This window comes from Mesorhizobium sp. P171375, from assembly GCF_057786075.1.
In genome coordinates, this window is the sequence record NZ_JBYNWF010000001.1 from 3,215,951 (window position 1) to 3,230,812 (window position 14,862).

Sequence of the window (14,862 nt, forward strand, 5' to 3'; positions counted from 1 at the left end):
GGCGCCGGAGCGACTGCGCTTTGGCGTCTGCGCACCTCTGCGACCTGTAGGCAGGCGCGAATGAAGTTTTCGCGCCTTCGCCTCCTCGGCTTCAAGTCCTTCGTCGAACCCGGCGAGTTCGTCATCGAACGGGGCCTGACCGGTATTGTCGGGCCGAATGGCTGCGGCAAGTCGAACCTTGTCGAGGCGATGCGCTGGGTGATGGGCGAAAGCTCCTACAAGAACATGCGCGCGTCCGGCATGGACGACGTGATCTTTTCAGGTTCGGGAACGCGCCCCGCGCGCAACACCGCCGAAGTCACGCTGTTCCTCGACAACAGCGACCGCACCGCGCCCGCCGCTTTCAACGACGCCGATGAGTTGCAGGTGTCGCGCCGCATCGAGCGAGAGGCCGGCTCGCTCTACCGCATCAACGGCAAGGAAGCCCGCGCCAAGGACGTGCAGCTTCTGTTCGCCGACCAGTCGACCGGCGCGCGCTCGCCCTCGATGGTCGGTCAGGGCCGCATCGGCGAGCTGATCCAGGCCAAGCCCCAGGCTCGCCGCGCGCTGCTCGAAGAAGCCGCCGGCATTTCCGGCCTGCACACGCGCCGTCACGAGGCCGAGCTTCGGCTTAAGGCGGCCGAGCAGAATCTGGAGCGGTTGGACGACGTCGTCGGCGAGCTGGAGAGCCAGATCGAAAGCCTGAAGCGCCAGGCGCGCCAGGCCTCGCGCTTCAAGAACCTGTCGGCCGATATCCGCAAGGCGGAAGCAACGCTTTTGCATTTGCGCTGGACGCTGGCCAAGAGCCAGGAAGGCGAGGCGCGCTCGGCGCTGGCCGTTGCCACCGCACTGGTCGGCGACCGCGCTTCGGCGCAGATGGCCGCCGCCAGGGAGCAAGGCATCGGCGCGCATCGGCTGCCCGATCTGCGCGATGCCGAAGCCGCCGCTGCCGCCGCCTTCCAGCGCCTGTCGATTGCCAAGGCGCAGATCGAGGAGGAAGCCGGCCGCATCCGCGCCCGCCAGGCCGAGCTCGAGCGCCGCCTGCAGCAACTCGACGGCGACATCGCCCGCGAAGAGCGCATGGTGCGCGACAATGCGGATATCCTCGAGCGCCTGCGCGAGGAAGAAGCCACACTCAATTCTGAAAATGCGGGTGCTGCCGAACGCGAAGCCACCACGCGGGCCGCTTTCGAGCAGGCCGGCGCGACGCTCGTCCAGAGTGAAGCAAAACTCGCCGCGCTGACCGCCGAACGGGCCGAGGCCGCCGCCTCGCGCAACCAGATCGAGCGCACGCTGCGCGAAACCGCCGAACGCCGCGACCGCTTTGCCCGGCAGCTCGCCGACGTCGATCGCGAATTGTCCGAGATCCTGTCCAAGGTCGCGGGCTTGCCCGACCCTGCCGAGAAGCGTGCTCTGGTCGAGGATGCGCTCGCCCGGCTGGAGGAGACCGAGGCCGGCGCCATATCAGCCGAACAGGCGGTCGCCGAGGCGCGCGCCGCTGAGAGTGCTGCCCGACCGCCGCTGCAGGATGCCAGGTCAGAACTCGCCGGGATCGAGACCGAAGCGCGCACGCTGGCCAAGATCCTCAATGCCGCCAGCGGCGATCTTTTCCCATCGGTGCTCGAACAGCTCAGCGTCGAGCGCGGCTATGAGACGGCCCTAGGTGCTGCCCTTGGCGAAGACCTCGACGTGCCGCTCGACCGCAGCGCGCCGGTGCATTGGGGCGAAAGCCAGGTCCAACCAAGCGATGCGGCTTTGCCGGAAGGGATCAAGAGCCTCGCCAGCGTGGTGCGCGCGCCTTCGCAGCTTGCACGCCGGCTGGCGCAGATCGGCATCGTCGAAGCCGCCGATGGCCGCCGCTTGCAGGCCCTGCTTGCGCCCGGCCAGCGGCTGGTCAGCCGTGACGGCGCGCTGTGGCGCTGGGACGGGTTGACGGCAAGTGCCGATGCGCCGACGACGGCAGCACAGCGGCTGGCGCAGAAGAACCGGCTGGCCGAACTCGATGCCGAGGCGGTGCAGGCGACGCAGATCGTGCGCGAGGCCGAAGCCGCCCTTGCCCAGGCCGAACAGGCGCTGCGCCAGGCAAGCGAGGCCGAGCGCAACGCCCGCCAGGCCGGACGCGATGCCCAGCACGGGCTGGACGCCGCGCGCAACGCGCTGGCCGAGGCCGAAAAGGCCGGCGGCGAACTGGCAAGCCGTCGCGCCGCCCTGGACGAAGCGCGCGCGCGCATCGTCGACAGCCACGAAGAGACGGCCGCTGCCTTTGCCGAGGCCGAAATGCTGCTGCAGGACGCGCCCGACCTCGGCGACCTGCAATTGCAGCTCGAGCAATCCGCCGCCAATGTCGGCAGGGATCGCGCAACCCTTGCCGACGCGCGCGCCGTCCACGAGGGCTTGCGCCGCGAAGCCGAGGCGCGCACGCGCCGGCTTGATGCCATCGGCGCCGAGCGCAGCAGCTGGCTCCAGCGTGCCGAAAACGCCTCGACGCAGATCGCCTCGCTCGGCGAGCGCAGGGCCGAAGCCGAGGCAGAGCGCGAGACGCTGGCCGATGCTCCCGACGAGATCGACGCCAGGCGCCGCGCGCTGCTGTCTCAGCTGACCGAGGCCGAGACTTTGCGCAAGGCCGCTGCCGACCGTCTGCAGGAGGCCGAGAACAAGCAGGCGGAGCTGGACAAGGCCGCCACCGCGGCAATCCAGTCGCTGGCCGACGCCCGCGAAACCCGCGTCCGCGCCGAGGAGCGGCTGACGGCTGCCGACGAACGCCGGCTCGAGGTCGAGGCGCGCATCCAGGAAACGCTGAACACGCCGCCGCATCTGGTCATCCGCCACACCGGTCTGGAAGCCGACAGCCCGATGCCGGAAATGGCCGAGATCGAGCGCCAACTCGACCGGCTGAAGGTCGAGCGCGAGCGGCTTGGCGCTGTCAATCTGCGCGCCGAGGAAGAGCAGAAGGAACTGTCGGACCGGCTGGAGACCATCGTTTCCGAGCGCGAGGACATTGTCGAGGCGATCCGCAAGCTGAGGCAAGCGATCCAGAGCCTGAACCGCGAGGGCCGCGAGCGGCTGCTCGCCGCGTTCGATGTCGTCAACGGTCATTTCCAGCGGCTGTTCTCGCATCTGTTCGGCGGCGGTACGGCGGAACTGCAGCTGATCGAATCCGACGATCCGCTTGAAGCCGGGCTCGAAATCCTGGCACGTCCGCCCGGCAAGAAGCCGCAGACCATGACGCTGCTCTCCGGCGGCGAGCAGGCGCTGACAGCGATGTCGCTGATCTTTGCGGTGTTCCTGACCAATCCGGCGCCGATCTGCGTGCTCGACGAAGTCGACGCGCCGCTCGACGATCACAATGTCGAGCGCTTCTGCAATCTCATGGACGAAATGGCCGCGACCACCGAGACGCGCTTCGTCATCATCACCCACAATCCGATCACCATGGCGCGCATGAACCGCCTGTTCGGCGTGACCATGGCCGAGCAGGGCGTCAGCCAGCTGGTGTCGGTCGATCTGCAGGCCGCCGAGGCGATGCGCGAGGCGAGCTGACGCGTCGGCTTGGCCAGTGGCCTCAACCCCGGCTTTCGACTATAGCACCAATGGAATGCAGCCAATCGCCCTGATGGCTGGCTTGGTCATGTGTCTGGAGAACGTTGTTGCCTGTACTCGTCACCGGAGCCGCGGGGTTCATCGGAAGCCATGTCTGCCATCATCTGCTGAACCGCGGCGAAGCCGTCGTCGGCGTCGACAATATGAACGATTATTACGACCTGGCGCTGAAGGAAGGCCGGCTCGCCCGCCTCAAGCCACACAACGGCTTTTCCTTTCACCAGCTCGACATCGCCGAGCCGGGCGCTCTCGCCGATGCGTTGGCCGGGCAAGGCATCGTCAAGGTCGTGCATCTGGCGGCACAGGCGGGCGTGCGCCATTCGCTGGATAATCCCAGGCTCTATGTCCGTTCCAACGTGGTCGGCCATCTCGAAGTGCTCGAATTCTGCCGCGCAACGGTCGGCTTCGAGCATCTGGTCTATGCCTCGTCGAGTTCGGTCTATGGCGGCAACCGCAAGGTGCCGTTTGCCGAGACCGACCAGGTCGACAAGCCCGTCTCGCTCTACGCCGCCACCAAGAAGGCCGACGAGCTGATGAGCCACACCTACGCCCATCTCTTCGGCCTGCCGCAGACCGGCCTGCGCTTCTTCACCGTCTACGGTCCGTGGGGCCGGCCCGACATGGCTTATTGGCTGTTCACCCAGGCGATGCTCGAGGGCAAGCCGATCCGCGTCTTCAACGATGGCGAGATGTGGCGCGATTTCACCTATATCGACGATGTCGTGCGCGCCATCGTCGCCGTGCTCGACAAGCCGCCGGTCGAGGCGCCGCCATGCCGGATCTACAATGTCGGCAACAACCGGCCCGAGCGACTGGACGATTTCATCGCCACGCTGGAGCGGCTGCTCGGCGTAAGCGCGATGCGCAACAACGAGCCGATGCAGACCAGCGACGTCGAGCAGACCTATGCCGACATGACGGCGCTGGAACGCGATTTCGGCTTCCGGCCGAGTGTCTCGATAGAGGACGGGCTGAAGAAATTCGTCGACTGGTACCGGTCGGAATGGATGACGAGGTCGGCAGACCGCTGACTGCGAAAGCCGGCCATCAAGGCGGTGATGGCCATGGCCTCCGACCCCGGAAATCATCCCGCGCGCGAGACGACGACGGTGCAAGCATCGCCAGCCAAGCCGGCTGAAGCGGGTCCCGGCCTGTTCGGTCGCGTCGCACACATCATTGGCCGCAAGACGAACTGATTGCGCAACTTCGGTCGCTTGAAAACGATGGGACGCGTGGCGTCCCTCAACTCAACTCATTCTCCCAAAAAAGTTGCGCGAACGAGTTCGTGTTTGTTGCCAATTCGGCAGGCGCCCGTTTATCGGAGGCCAAAGAAGCTCAGTATCGCAATCACGATGACCACTGCTCCGACGAGCCAAATTATGTTGTTCACAATATCTCTCCCGAAAATTTGTTGCTGAGAGTGAACTCGTCAGAGCCTACTAATGTTCCCGCATTTTTCTGCGTCGAAACGAATGGCCGCCATCCGTTTCGTCTGCCGTCAGACTAAGGTCCGAACTGGGTATGACTGAAGTCCTGGCGTCAGAGCCATAGGTCGAAGGTGAGCAACCTATGCCCGCCCAATACATTGCAACCAGGCTGCCGAGTATGAGTCCCTTCATCGGCGGTCAATCGGGTGCCCGCCATTCTCCATAGACTAGCGGGCACCCGATTGTCGTGGGACCGCCAATCGGCGTGACGTTTCAACAACGAGGCTAATAGTGACCTTTGTCCAGAGATCCGTGCGTGAACTCGCAACCACCCGACCCGCAAACGACAACGACAGTCCTACGGAAGTTTCTTCGGTCCTTGATCTTATACCGCGGGCTGACGACGACAAGGTCGCTGACCTTGTCAGGCGAACAGAGCGCCTGGCAATCGCCGTGCTTATCGCGATGGCGATTTTGCTGATCTTGGGACCGGTGGCTTACTTTGCACTTTCTTACGGAATCTGAGGCGGCCTGCTTGGTCGTCTTCTCGGAAATCCTGAAAGGCCGAGGGTCTTCCTCGCAAGACAGATGCTTCACACCACAGATCAGGCGATCGAACGCGGCTACATAGAGGGTCGTGCAGCACTGCTTTGTTGAGCTGCGCAACTCCTCGTGGCGGCTTTGAAAGAGCGTCCTGCCAACAAGACCTGGTGTCGAAACTGCCTCTTTCGACATGCCGTGTTGCGCTGGAGCATCCGTCACTGATCGCGTCGCGTGACCCAAAGACACCACCCGGAACCAAAGGGATGGGAGGCGGTTATCCCCGCGAAGGGATGATTAGCAGATGGATATATTGCAATGAAAACAATGATCGTGAGCGCTTTGGCGCTGTTCATCGCGATGCCGGCGGTAGCTTCAGCAGCCGAAGCTGACGTTATCATCACGACCCACCATCGACATCACCACAAGACCGTCAAGATCATCAATGACCAGGGTCAACGCCTTCATCACCGTAAACACGGCACGGTTGCCTTCTACGACCACGGCCGCAGACATCATCGTCCGGATACTGTTATCGTGACCGGCTCAATCGAGCGTCGCCACCATCGGCATCATCATCCCGTCATCATCCAGGACGACAGCGACTACTGATCCTCTTCGCACGGCCCGGCTCTGTGGATGGAGTCGGGTCGCGTGGGGGAGCCGGATAGCCGCTGACGACAGCCATTCATGGCGTCTGTAAATCATTGATTTCAAAAGGCGTGTGAACTGGCTGGGGCGCCAGGATTCGAACCTGGGAATGTCGGTACCAAAAACCGATGCCTTACCACTTGGCGACGCCCCAGCAGGCGGGCTTTGCCCGCTGCGCGCGGCCTTATAGGACGAGCGGCACGAAAGCTCAATGCCGAGTTGGCCCTGTGCAAAACTGATCCACCGCCTGGCATGAGCGCTCGCTATTCGCCCCAGACCGCCAACTCATTGCCGGCCGGATCGGTGAAGTGGAACCGCCTGCCGCCCGGAAACGAGAAGATCGGCTTGACGATGGTGCCGCCAGCATTTTCGACAGCGTCGAGGGTTGCTTCCAGATCCTGCGAATAAAGCACCGGCAGCGGTTTGGCCGGCGCTTCCGCGGCATCGGCCTGAAAACCGCCGTCGAGCCCTTCGCCAAAGGCCGAATAGGTCGGCCCGTAATCGGTGAACGACCACGAGAAGGCCGCGCTGTAGAACGCCTTGACGCTGTCCAGCGTTCCGCCGGTCGCAGCAATTCCAGATAGTCGAGTTTTCCGTTGAGTTTCACCACGCTACCCCCAACTTGTTCATGATATGTTCTATATCGCGGGCGGCTGGTCGGCAAGTCTTTTTGACGCAGCTTTTGCTTAATCGATTGTAGTGGCCGGGCTTGGCTGACCACGCCTTGCCTTTCGCACTGCAGCATAATAACGCTCGGGTCGGAATGCGGGGGGGAACCGGGCCTTGGCCCCGGTGTTGTCTATCTTCCAAGGACTTGGAGGGCGAGCATGACCAAATGGGTCTATACCTTCGGCGACGGCGCCGCGGAGGGACGTGCGGGCGACCGCAATCTTCTCGGCGGCAAGGGCGCCAATCTGGCTGAGATGTGCAGCCTTGGCCTGCCGGTGCCGCCGGGCTTCACCCTCACCACAGAAGTCTGCAACGCCTATTACGCCAATGGCAACAGCTATCCGGCCGCGTTGAAGGCCGATGTCGTCAAAGCGCTGGACCATATCGGCACGCTGACTGGGCGCCGTTTCGGCGATCCGTCGAAATTGCTGCTGGTCTCGGTCCGCTCCGGCGCTCGCGCCTCGATGCCGGGCATGATGGATACCGTGCTTAATCTCGGCCTCAACGACGAGACGGTCGAGGCGCTGGCCACCGATTCCGGCGATGCCCGTTTTGCCTATGACAGCTATCGCCGCTTCATCCAGATGTATTCCGATGTCGTCATGGGTCTCGACCACGAAGTGTTCGAGGAAATCCTCGAGGACCAGAAGGCGAGCCTCGGCCATGAGCTCGACACCGAACTGACCGCTGAGGAATGGCAGGGCGTCATTGCGCTCTACAAGGCCAAGGTCGAGGAAGAACTCGATATGCCGTTTCCGCAGGACCCGCACGAGCAGCTTTGGGGCGCCATCGGCGCGGTGTTTTCAAGCTGGATGAACAACCGCGCCATCACCTACCGGCGCCTGCATGATATCCCGGAAAGCTGGGGCACGGCGGTCAACGTCCAGGCCATGGTGTTCGGCAATATGGGCGAGACCTCGGCCACCGGCGTCGCCTTCACCCGCAATCCCTCGACCGGCGAAAAGATGCTCTATGGCGAGTTCCTGGTGAACGCGCAGGGCGAGGATGTCGTGGCCGGCATCCGCACGCCGCAGAACATCACCGAGGCGGCGCGCATTGCCGCCGGCTCCGACAAACCGTCGCTGCAGAAGCTGATGCCGGACGCGTTCCGCTCTTTCGTCGACATCTCCGACCGCCTCGAGCAGCACTACCGCGACATGCAGGATCTCGAATTCACCATCGAGCGCGGCAAATTGTGGATGCTGCAGACGCGCTCCGGCAAACGCACCGCCAAGGCGGCGCTCAAGATTGCCGTCGAAATGGCGCGCGACAGGCTGATCACCACCGAAGAGGCGGTCGCTCGCATCGATCCGGCCTCGCTCGACCAGCTGTTGCATCCGACCATCGATCCGAAGGCGCCGCGCGATGTCATCGGCGTCGGCCTGCCGGCTTCTCCGGGCGCGGCGACCGGCGAGATAGTTTTCTCGTCCGCCGATGCAGAAGAACTGAACACGCAAGGGCGCAAGGCGATCCTGGTGCGCATCGAAACCAGCCCCGAAGACATTCACGGCATGCATGCTTCGGAAGGCATCCTGACCACGCGCGGCGGCATGACCAGCCACGCCGCCGTGGTGGCGCGCGGCATGGGCAAGCCTTGCGTGTCGGGCGCCGGCTCGCTGCGCGTCGACTACAAGGCCGGCACGCTGATGTCGATGGGCCAGACCTTCCGCAAGGGCGATATCATCACAATCGACGGCAGCAACGGCCAGGTGCTGAAGGGCGCCGTGTCGATGCTGCAGCCCGAACTGTCCGGCGATTTCGCCGCCATCATGGAATGGGCCGATGCGACGCGCCGCATGAAGGTGCGCACCAACGCCGAGACGCCGCTCGATGCGCGCATGGCGCGCTCCTTCGGCGCCGAAGGCATTGGTCTGTGCCGCACCGAGCATATGTTCTTCGACGGCGAGCGCATCGTCGCCATGCGCGAGATGATCCTGGCCGATACCGAGAAGGACCGCCGCACCGCCTTGGCCAAACTTTTACCGATGCAGCGCTCGGATTTCCTCGAACTGTTCGAGATCATGGCCGGCCTGCCGGTGACGATCCGATTGCTCGATCCGCCGCTGCATGAATTCCTGCCAAAGACGGAAGCCGAAGTGGCCGAAGTCGCCGCTGCCATGAATGTCTCGCCGGACAAGCTCAGGCAGCGCACGGAGGCCTTGCACGAGTTCAACCCGATGCTCGGCCATCGCGGCTGCCGTCTCGCGGTCTCCTATCCCGAGATCGCCGAGATGCAGGCGCGCGCCATTTTCGAGGCCGCCGTCGAGGCCGGCAAGAAAGCCGGCGCGCTGGTCGTTCCCGAGATCATGGTGCCGCTGGTCGGCCTTGTGAAGGAGCTCGATTACGTCAAGGCGCGCATCGACGCCGTCGCCAAAAGCGTCATGGAAGAGACCGGCGTCAAGATCGACTATCTCACCGGAACGATGATCGAGCTTCCGCGCGCCGCGATCCGCGCACATGTCATTGCCGAGTCAGCCGAATTCTTCTCCTTCGGCACCAACGACCTGACGCAGACGACCTTCGGCATCTCGCGCGACGATGCGGCCTCCTTCCTCGAAACCTACCGCCAGAAGGGCATCATCGAGCAGGATCCATTCGTCTCGCTCGACATCGAGGGTGTCGGCGAACTGGTGCGCATGGCGGCCGAAAAGGGCAGGGCGACGCGGCCCGACATCAAGCTGGGCATTTGCGGCGAGCATGGCGGCGATCCGGCCTCGATCCGCTTCTGCGAAGAGGTCGGCCTCGACTATGTCTCGTGCTCGCCCTACCGCGTGCCGATTGCGAGATTGGCCGCCGCGCAGGCCGCGGTGCAGATTGCCAAGATGGTCGCGCCACGCCCCAAAAAGAGCGCCGCGGCATCCTGATTTCGACATAGTTCTTTCCGCGTCGCGCAAATGGCCACCCCAGGGGTGGCCATTTGGCGCTAAGCTTACGATTTTGTAAGCAAATTCACGCTGATGTGCGCGGCTCGGCACGCAATCCCGACATCGTTTCTGCCCAGTTTCACGGTCCCCCAACCCGCCCGGTGCCGAGAAACAGATGTTGCAGATTTCGCCCAAACCCTTCCGCTCGATCCTGATCCTCCAGACCAAGTTCATCGGCGATATTGTTCTCTCCTCCACGCTCGCCAGGAACCTGCAGCTCGAATATCCCGGCGTCAGGATCGTCTTTCTCTGTGAGGCCCGCCTCGCCAGCTTCGTGACCGCGCACGGCATCGCCTCGGAGGTCGTGACCTTCCGCCGCGCGGCTATGCGCGGCACCCCGCTGGAGCGGGGGCGCGAACTCTATTCGATGATCAGCAAGCTGCGCCAGTTTCGCTTCGACCTGACCATCGATCTCACCGATTCAAAGACCTCGCGCATCATCGTCAGGTTCCTCAATGTCAGGACCCGCATCGGCTACAATCCCTCGGAAAGGCCGCTGCGTTGGCACGAGCGTCAGCCGGCCAATCTGTTTGCCAGGCCGTTCGGCTTTGGCGAACAGCACTATCTCTACCGCTATCTTTCGCCGCTCGAGCCGCTTGGCGTCCCTCTGCGCGTGCGCGCGCCGTCGATCCGGCCCTTGCCGCTGGAGACGGCGAGGGCCCAGGCATTGCTGGACAGACATCGTTTGCGCCCGAACGATTTCATCGCCGTGCATGCCGGCGCGAGCTTTCACGGCCGGCGCTGGCAGCCGGAACGCTTTGCCGCGGTGATCGACACGATTGCGCGCGAGACCGGACTGGACTTTGTGCTGGTCGGCGGACCGGACGAGCGCAAGCCCGCCGAGCAGATCCTCGCTCACGCCGCGTCGCCGATCGTCAACCTCGTCGGCGCGCTGTCGCTGGAAACGCTGCTGGCGGTGTTGCAACAGGCGCGACTGTTTGTCGGCAATGAGAGCGGCCCTATGCACATGGCAGCAGCCGCCGGAACGCCGGTTGTCGGCCTGTATGGCCTGACCAGCCCGGCCGTTTGGGGGCCGGTCGGCGTGCCCAGCCTCGCTTTGCAGCCGTCCATGCCGTGCAATTGCGTCGCGGGCAGCCTGTGCAATCCGCTCGATCCCAGCAAGGCGTGCTGCGTCTGGCGCCTGGAGGTCGAACCGGTCGTCGCCGCGGTGCGCCAAGTCCTGTCGCGGACGCAAGTGGAGCTGGAACACGCCGTCTGATGGTGCGCGGCGGTCACATTGTCGGGATATCGGCTTTCTGCATGGCCGATATCCCGATTTCCGCCTTGTTGCGGGTCTTGGGATGCGGCTATGACAGCGCCAATTCTGAAACAAAACAGGCATCCCTTGCAAAAACTGCTTTGCGCCATCGCTCTTTCGGTCTGGGCCGCGTCTGCGGCCCACGCGGCCCACGCGGCCCACGCGGCCCACGCGGCGCCGCTTGTCGAGCCGACGCTGCGCCTCAAGGCGGACGCGGGCGACAATGTGGGCCGCGTCGCGCTCACGCTCGACGCCTGCGGCGGGCAGACCGATACGAGGATACTTTCGGCCCTGGTGGAGAACCGGATTCCGGCGACGATCTTCGTCACCGGCATCTGGCTGAAGCGCAATGCCGCCGCCGTCGAGATCATGCGCGCGCATCCCGATCTGTTCGAACTGGAAAATCATGGCGGCCGTCACATCCCGGCCGTCGACACGCCGCAGAAAATCTACGGCATCCGCAGCGCCGGCAGCCCTGAAGCGGTGCAGGCCGAAGTCGAGTCGGGCGCGGCGGCACTCGCGCGGACCGGCGAGCCGGCGCCGAAATGGTTCCGCGGCGCGACCGCCGAATACAGCCCGTCGGCCATCGCCATGATCCGCAAGCTCGGCTTCAAGATCGCCGGCTTTTCGATAAACGGCGATGGCGGCTCGTTGCTCGGCGCAAAAGAAACCGCCCGCCGTATCGCCGCCGCCAAGGACGGCGATGTCATCATCGCCCACATCAACCAGCCGACCCACGCCGCCGGCGAGGGCGTCGTGCAAGGTCTGCTGGCGTTGAAGGCCAAGGGGCTGACCTTCGTGAGACTCGACGAGGCCGATGGCGTCGGCAATGACGGAACGACGGATTAGATTGCGGCGGAAGGCGGTTTTCATTGCCGCCTGAGGGCCATCGCCAACATTCGGGACTCGGCCGAGGCCTATAAGCTTCGTCATATGATGACGACGCGACGAGCGTTCTGGCTAACCTTCAGGGCACGCAGCCCTCAGGCCGGCGTGGCTTCGATCGTCACCCTGTTGGCGTAAAACGCGCCGTGGTCGCGAATCTCGACCATTTCGTCGAAGGGTCGCTCATAGGCCCACATCGCGTCCTTGCCGGTTTCGCCGGCCGGCAGCACGCTCCAGTAGCTGGCGTCGCCCTTGTAGGGGCAATGCGTCGACAGGACGGTTTTGCCGAGCTGGGTGAAATCGATGTCTTCGAAGGGGATGTAGAAATGCTGGGGGTAGGGCGGTTCGGACAGAAGCTTCGCCCGCGTCGATGAGGCAATCACCGTATCGCCGGCACGCACGACCACCGTGCCGCGATAACGCTCGACGGTGATGACCTTGCCGGGATTGCTCTGGAAGCCGGGGGCGGGGTTGGCGATCTGGTCCATGCGGGGGTTCTCCTTGTCCGATTGGGAGCACGGGGGATTGCTTCCCACGTTCTTAAGTGTGTGCGGAGAACCAGTTGCGCAAGGCCATCGTGACAGCCAGGCGTGCCTAGTCGGTCGTTGAACGATCACATATATGCGAACGTCAGGCCGCGGTCTTGAACACGTCCATGAGGCCGGCATAGGCAGCGGCAATGCCGGCCACCGGATTGGTGCTTCTTGACGTGGTCTCGACCTTCAGCGCGCCGCCGCCGGTCGGCAAAGTGAGCAGCAGGAACTGGCGATTGCCGCCATCGCCGATCGATGCGGCGGCGACATGCTGGCCTTCGCCTTCGTTCTGGACGCACATTTTGAACAGCAGCGTGCCGCCGACCGCCTCAAGGGCGCCGCCGACCACCTCGACAAATTCGTCTTCGGAAACCTTTTTGGCCTCCGGCACCAGATCGGCCAGACTTGCGGCCAGTGTATCTTCAAGCTCTTTGTCGTCGAGCTGAATGTCATCCAACTGCACGTCGTCCAACTGCACGTCTTCGGCCTGGCTGTCGTCCAACGGCCTGTCGTCGAGCTGCGCGTCCATGCGAACCTCTTTCAGTCGCCTATCGCACCCCTTGCGCCATTAACGAACGTTAACACCGACGATGGCCGGATTGTGGCGGTTTCCCTAGGGATTCGATCACTGCTTGCTTCAGCCGTTAACGGTTGGAGACTTGATGACTGGACAATCTGTCCGTTCGTCTCACAATGGAACAAAAACGGAAGAACGAGGAACCAAATGGGAGGAACCAGATGCTCGGACTGATGCAGGAATGGCCGCTGCTCTGCCACAAGCTGATCGACAATGCCGAGCGGCAGCACGGGACGCGAGAGATCGTTTCGCGCTCGGTCGAAGGTCCGGTCGTTCGCACCACCTATGCCGAGATCCATCGCCGCGCCCTCAAGGTTGCCCAAAGGCTCGAACGCGACGGCTTTGTGCTCGGCGACCGCATCGCGACCCTGGCCTGGAACACGGCGCGCCACATCGAGGCCTGGTACGGCATCATGGGCATCGGCGCCATCTATCACACGCTGAACCCGCGTTTGTTTCCCGAGCAGATCGTCTGGATCATGAACAACGCCGAGGACAGAGCGATCTTCGTCGACCTGACCTTCGTACCGCTGCTGGAAAAGATCGCCGGCGCGGTCAAATCGCTGAAAAAGGTGATCGTGCTGACCGACAAGGCGCATCTGCCTGAGACGACGCTGCCGAATGTGGTCGCCTATGAGGACTGGCTGAACGAGGCCGATGGCGACTTCGCCTGGAAGACGTTCCCTGAAAACACCGCCGCCGGGATGTGCTACACCTCCGGCACGACGGGCGATCCCAAGGGCGTGCTTTACAGCCACCGTTCGAACGTGCTGCACGCCATGATCGCCGCAATGCCCGACGCCATGGGCATCTCCGCGCGGGACACGATTCTCCCCGTCGTGCCGATGTTCCATGCCAATGCCTGGGGCCTTGGCCAGAGCGCGCCGATGATCGGCGCCAAGCTGGTCATGCCTGGCTGCAAGATGGATGGCGCCTCGATCTACGAGCTGCTCGACACCGAGAAGGTGACTTTCAGCGCCGCCGTGCCGACCGTGTGGATGATGCTGCTGCAACATCTGGAAGAGACCGGCAAGAAACTTCCCCATCTGAGCAAGGTCGTCATCGGCGGCTCGTCCTGTCCGCGCGCCATCACAAGGAAATTCCAAGACAATTACGGCGTCGGGGTCATCCACGCCTGGGGCATGACCGAAATGTCGCCGCTCGGTACGCTTTGCACCATGAAGCCGCAATATCAGCAGCTCGAGGGCGAGGCTCGGCTCGATGTCCAGGGCAAGCAGGGCTACCCGCCCTTCGGCGTCGAGATGAAGGTGACGGACGATGACGACAAGGAACTGCCCTGGGACGGCAAGACCTTCGGCCGGCTGAAGGTGCGCGGCCCGGCCATCGCCAGCGGCTATTATGGTGGCGTCGGCGCCGAGCAGTTCGACAAGGACGGCTGGTTCGACACCGGCGACGTCGCCCATATCGATCCGGGCGGCTACATGCAGATCACCGATCGCGCCAAGGACGTGATCAAGTCGGGCGGCGAGTGGATATCGACCATCGACCTGGAAAACCTCGCCGTCGGCCATCCCGACGTCGCCGAGGCAGCCGCAATCGGCGTCCATCATTCGAAATGGGGCGAACGGCCCTTGTTGGTCGTGGTCGCCAAGCCGGGCAAGGAGCCGAGCAAGGCCGACATCCTGGCTTTCATGGCCGGCAAGGTGGCGAAGTGGTGGATGCCCGATGACGTGGCTTTTGTCAGCGAAATCCCGCACACCGCCACCGGCAAGATACAGAAGATCACCTTGCGCAAGCAGTTCAGCGACTACCGCCTGCCGACGGATTGATCGGGACCGTGCGATTCTTTGACCTTCGA

10 protein-coding genes, 1 tRNA gene and 1 pseudogene are annotated in these 14,862 nt (G+C 63.6%); 8 read left to right on the forward strand and 4 right to left on the reverse strand.

Going from position 1 to position 14,862, the window contains the following annotated elements; translation table 11 throughout:
* Positions 1–60 precede the first annotated feature (60 nt).
* The 4 genes from smc (at position 61) to ACYHH6_RS15430 (ending at position 6,158) form a co-directional block, all read left to right on the forward strand.
* Entirely contained in the window at positions 61–3,519 is a 3,459-nt protein-coding gene (gene smc, locus ACYHH6_RS15415) for a chromosome segregation protein SMC (RefSeq protein WP_352584661.1), read from the forward strand.
* A gap of 107 nt (positions 3,520–3,626) precedes the next feature.
* Complete coding sequence (locus ACYHH6_RS15420) at positions 3,627–4,610, forward strand: NAD-dependent epimerase/dehydratase family protein (protein WP_352584663.1); 984 nt, start codon at positions 3,627–3,629, stop codon at positions 4,608–4,610.
* 33 nt (positions 4,611–4,643) lie between these two features.
* Complete coding sequence (locus ACYHH6_RS15425) at positions 4,644–4,775, forward strand: hypothetical protein (RefSeq protein WP_352584665.1); 132 nt, start codon at positions 4,644–4,646, stop codon at positions 4,773–4,775.
* 1,089 nt (positions 4,776–5,864) lie between these two features.
* Positions 5,865–6,158 (forward strand): hypothetical protein, encoded by a 294-nt coding sequence (locus ACYHH6_RS15430; protein ID WP_352584667.1) that lies wholly within the window; start codon positions 5,865–5,867, stop codon positions 6,156–6,158.
* Between the two features lie 118 nt (positions 6,159–6,276).
* Here the strand turns inward: ACYHH6_RS15430 and ACYHH6_RS15435 are convergent.
* Positions 6,277–6,351 (reverse strand) — tRNA-Gln (locus ACYHH6_RS15435).
* Between the two features lie 109 nt (positions 6,352–6,460).
* Positions 6,461–6,804 (reverse strand): annotated as a pseudogene (locus ACYHH6_RS15440) (VOC family protein).
* Between the two features lie 220 nt (positions 6,805–7,024).
* On the opposite strand from ACYHH6_RS15440, the gene ppdK reads away from it, so the two are divergent.
* From ppdK to ACYHH6_RS15455, 3 genes are all read left to right on the forward strand, one after another.
* Positions 7,025–9,730, forward strand: coding sequence for a pyruvate, phosphate dikinase (ppdK, locus tag ACYHH6_RS15445; RefSeq protein ID WP_352584668.1), 2,706 nt, complete (start codon positions 7,025–7,027; stop codon positions 9,728–9,730).
* 175 nt (positions 9,731–9,905) lie between these two features.
* Positions 9,906–11,009: a glycosyltransferase family 9 protein gene (locus tag ACYHH6_RS15450; protein WP_352584670.1), complete on the forward strand. Its 1,104-nt coding sequence runs from the start codon at positions 9,906–9,908 to the stop codon at positions 11,007–11,009.
* 90 nt (positions 11,010–11,099) lie between these two features.
* Positions 11,100–11,897 (forward strand): polysaccharide deacetylase family protein, encoded by a 798-nt coding sequence (locus tag ACYHH6_RS15455; protein ID WP_352584672.1) that lies wholly within the window; start codon positions 11,100–11,102, stop codon positions 11,895–11,897.
* A gap of 134 nt (positions 11,898–12,031) precedes the next feature.
* On the opposite strand, the gene ACYHH6_RS15460 is transcribed toward ACYHH6_RS15455, so the two are convergent.
* Both ACYHH6_RS15460 and ACYHH6_RS15465 read right to left on the reverse strand, forming a co-directional pair.
* Positions 12,032–12,421 carry a DUF427 domain-containing protein gene (locus tag ACYHH6_RS15460; protein WP_352584673.1) on the reverse strand — a complete coding sequence of 130 codons (390 nt, stop codon included), beginning with the start codon at positions 12,419–12,421 and terminating at the stop codon, positions 12,032–12,034.
* Between the two features lie 142 nt (positions 12,422–12,563).
* Complete coding sequence (locus ACYHH6_RS15465) at positions 12,564–12,995, reverse strand: hypothetical protein (protein ID WP_246691212.1); 432 nt, start codon at positions 12,993–12,995, stop codon at positions 12,564–12,566.
* A 209-nt stretch (positions 12,996–13,204) separates the two neighbouring features.
* On the opposite strand from ACYHH6_RS15465, the gene ACYHH6_RS15470 reads away from it, so the two are divergent.
* A complete protein-coding gene (locus tag ACYHH6_RS15470; RefSeq protein WP_352584675.1) occupies positions 13,205–14,833 on the forward strand; it encodes a fatty-acid--CoA ligase in 1,629 nt (542 codons plus the stop codon).
* Positions 14,834–14,862: the final 29 nt, after the last annotated feature.

What these genes read in the sequence shown, in the direction of transcription:
- ACYHH6_RS15465 (WP_246691212.1), bottom strand. Translation starts at nt 12,995, where the DNA reads ATGGACGCGCAGCTCGACGACAGGCCGTTGGACGACAGCCAGGCCGAA.
- ACYHH6_RS15470 (WP_352584675.1), top strand. Translation starts at nt 13,205, where the DNA reads ATGCTCGGACTGATGCAGGAATGGCCGCTGCTCTGCCACAAGCTGATC.
- ppdK (WP_352584668.1), top strand. Translation starts at nt 7,025, where the DNA reads ATGACCAAATGGGTCTATACCTTCGGCGACGGCGCCGCGGAGGGACGT.
- ACYHH6_RS15455 (WP_352584672.1), top strand. Translation starts at nt 11,100, where the DNA reads ATGACAGCGCCAATTCTGAAACAAAACAGGCATCCCTTGCAAAAACTG.
- ACYHH6_RS15430 (WP_352584667.1), top strand. Translation starts at nt 5,865, where the DNA reads ATGAAAACAATGATCGTGAGCGCTTTGGCGCTGTTCATCGCGATGCCG.
- ACYHH6_RS15450 (WP_352584670.1), top strand. Translation starts at nt 9,906, where the DNA reads ATGTTGCAGATTTCGCCCAAACCCTTCCGCTCGATCCTGATCCTCCAG.
- ACYHH6_RS15425 (WP_352584665.1), top strand. Translation starts at nt 4,644, where the DNA reads ATGGCCTCCGACCCCGGAAATCATCCCGCGCGCGAGACGACGACGGTG.
- ACYHH6_RS15460 (WP_352584673.1), bottom strand. Translation starts at nt 12,421, where the DNA reads ATGGACCAGATCGCCAACCCCGCCCCCGGCTTCCAGAGCAATCCCGGC.
- smc (WP_352584661.1), top strand. Translation starts at nt 61, where the DNA reads ATGAAGTTTTCGCGCCTTCGCCTCCTCGGCTTCAAGTCCTTCGTCGAA.